3 protein-coding genes are annotated in these 2,737 nt (G+C 73.9%); 2 read left to right on the top strand and 1 reads right to left on the bottom strand.

Going from position 1 to position 2,737, the window contains the following annotated elements; translation table 11 throughout:
- Positions 1–100: integrase core domain-containing protein (locus tag ACWCP2_RS38145; protein ID WP_450913126.1), on the top strand; the 100-nt coding region annotated here is incomplete at its 5' end.
- Positions 101–261: 161 nt separating this feature from the next.
- On the opposite strand, the gene ACWCP2_RS38140 is transcribed toward ACWCP2_RS38145, so the two are convergent.
- On the bottom strand, positions 262–1,692 hold the full coding sequence (locus tag ACWCP2_RS38140) for an MFS transporter (protein ID WP_450913125.1): 1,431 nt from the start codon (positions 1,690–1,692) through the stop codon (positions 262–264).
- Between the two features lie 115 nt (positions 1,693–1,807).
- On the opposite strand from ACWCP2_RS38140, the gene ACWCP2_RS38135 reads away from it, so the two are divergent.
- Entirely contained in the window at positions 1,808–2,476 is a 669-nt protein-coding gene (locus ACWCP2_RS38135; RefSeq protein ID WP_450913124.1) for a helix-turn-helix domain-containing protein, read from the top strand.
- The last annotated feature ends 261 nt before the right edge of the window (positions 2,477–2,737 follow it).

Here is a 2,737-nt window from a genome sequence, read left to right as displayed (position 1 = left end):
CGACTGGATCGACTGGTACAACTACCACCGACCCCACACCGGCATCCAAAGCCAAACACCCGCCAGCCGCGTCACCAACCTGCCCGGACAACACATCTAGGCCGTCTCTTTCGGATCTTGCCGGGCCCGCGACGCCTGGCACCGCGCCTGGCCGCACTGCCGAGGCGACCGCGTACGCCCAGTACGCGAGCGCCCCGGCAGCACGCCCAGGCACGGCACCAGACGCCGTGGGCTCGGCCGACAAGATCCGAAAGAGACGGCCTAGTGCTGTGACCGGGCCGTCTCCTTCGGGTCCCGCCCGCCGGACCTCCCGGAGGACCGGGCCACCGCGAAGAGGAACACTCCGCAGGCCGTGACGAGCAGCCAGCCCGGCCGGGCCGCCCGGGCGAGGCCGTCCGGGGCGACGCCCGCGGCCAGGGCTCCCGCCACGGCGATGCCGACCGCCGAGCCGACCTGCCGGGCGGTGGAGGTGACGGCCCCGGCCACCCCGGCGCGGGACGGCGGCAGTCCGCCGACCGCGGTGTGCGTGAGCGGGGCGTTGGCGAAGCCGAACCCGATGCCGATGAGCAGATAGGCCGACAGGAGCGCCGGCACGCCCGGGTTCTGGCCGAGGACCACCATGCAGAGCCCGCCCGCCGCGGTGAACCCGCCCGCGAGGAGCAGGGGACGCCGGGGCCCCAGACGCCCGGTCAGGCCACCGGACCACGGCGCGCACACGGTGGCCCCGAGGGCCATGGGCAGCGTCGCCGCGCCGGCCGCGAGCGGGGTCCAGCCGCGGGCGTCCTGCAAGTACAGGGTGGTGAGCAGCAGGCTCACGCTCAGCGAGGCGAACACCGCCACCGCGCCCAGGACCGCCGAGGCGAAGGGCGGCCGCCGGAACAGCCGGAGGTCGATCAGGGGCTCGCTCCGGCGGAGTTCGACCCGGGTGAAGGCCGTCGTGGCCGCCGCGACGACCCCGTAGCAGGCCAGGGCCGCGGGGGAGGCCCAGCCGATGCGGGGACCCTCGATCAGGACGCCGACCGAGACGCACAGGGCCGTCGTGAGGAGCAGTTGGCCGGGCAGGTCGAGGCGCCGGGCCCGCTGTCCGTAGGACTCCGGCACGAACACCGCGACCAGGACGAGCGCACAGACGACCACCGGGGCGTTGATCCAGAACACCGACCGCCAGCCGAATGCCGCGATGAGGGTTCCGCCGATGACCGGGCCCGCCGCCATGCTGAGCCCGAACACCGAGGCCCAGATGCCGATGGCGCGGGCCCGCTCCCGCGGGTCGGGCATCGCGTTGACCACGATCGCCAGGGCCACGGGGCTCAGCATGGAGGCCCCGATCCCCTGGACGGCCCGCGCCGCGACGAGCAGCCCGAGCGAGGGGGCGAGCGCGCAGGCGACGGAGGCGAGGGCGAAGACCACCAGCCCGCAGCGGAACACGCGGCGGCGTCCGAAGCGGTCCGCGAGGGCGCCGGAGGCGATGAGGAGGCTGGCCAGGACCACGGTGTAGGCGTCCACCACCCACTCCAGGCCGCGGGTGCCCGCCCCCAGACCGCGCCCGATCGCGGGCAGGCCCACGTTGACGATGGTGGTGTCCACTCCGATGAGGAACATGCTCAGCGCGCAGACGGCCAGTACCGTCCACCGCTGGCGCGCACCGGGGGCCGGGCCTGTGGCCGCCCCGGCCGGGATCGTCGTGGTCACGGGTCCGCCTCGGGTCCGCGGTGGCCTGTCGGCCGCCGGTTTCGGATGTCGGCCCATGCTCGGACCGGGCGGGGGACGCGGCCCAGGAAATTTGCCGGTACCGCAAAATGACCCCATGGACAGGGACGCCGAAACGACCGGACCGACCGGACCGACCGAACCGACCGGCCTCGCCGCCGAACGCCCGGACCCCGCCGCGCCGGGCGAGCTCGCGCGGACCCTCGACGCCATCGGCCCGCGCCTGCGAGCCCTGCGGCGCGGGCGCGGCCTGACCCTGGAGACGCTCGCCCACGCCACCAGGATCTCCGTGAGCACGCTCTCCCGTCTGGAGTCGGGGAAACGGCGCCCCACCCTCGAACTGCTCATCCCGCTCGCGCGGACCCACCGCGTGCCCCTGGACCAGCTCGTGGCCGCCCCGGTCACCGGTGATCCGCGCGTCCACCTGAAGCCCCGCCGCAGGGACGGGAGCGTCCTTGTCCCCCTGACGACGTACCCGGGCCGGGTCCAGGTCTTCAAGCAGGTGCTCGCGTACCGGGAGCCGAAACTGGTGACCCACGCCGGCTACGAATGGCTCTACGTGCTCGCGGGCGAGCTCCGCCTCGTCATCGGCGAGCGCACCCTCACCCTGCGCCCCGGCGAGGTCGCCGAGTTCGACACCGGTGAGCCGCACTGGTTCGGCCCCGCCGAAGGGGAGGTGGTGGAGATCCTGCACCTGTTCGGCCCCCACGGCGACCAGGCCGTCGTCCGCACCGGCCCGACGCCGCACACCCCCCGGCCCACCTAGGCCGTCTCTTTCGGATCTTGCCGGGCCCGCGACGCCTGGCACCGTGCCTGGCCGCACTGCCGCGGCGACCACGTACGCCCAGTACGCGAACGCCCCGGCAACACGCCCAGGCACGGCACCAGACGCCGCGGGCTCGGCCGACAAGATCCGAAAGAGACGGCCTAGTTGTGTTGTCCCGGGACGTTGGTGACACGCGTGCTGGGTTCTTGAAATGGGTGAGGGCCTCCGGGTTCGGTGTGGATTGCGACATCTGCACCGAAG

This window comes from Streptomyces sp. NPDC002104 (genome assembly GCF_053593795.1).
The sequence above is the reverse complement of the archived record's forward strand: the minus strand, read 5'-3'. Positions and strand labels throughout refer to the sequence as shown.

What these genes read in the sequence shown, in the direction of transcription:
- ACWCP2_RS38135 (WP_450913124.1), top strand. Translation starts at nt 1,808, where the DNA reads ATGGACAGGGACGCCGAAACGACCGGACCGACCGGACCGACCGAACCG.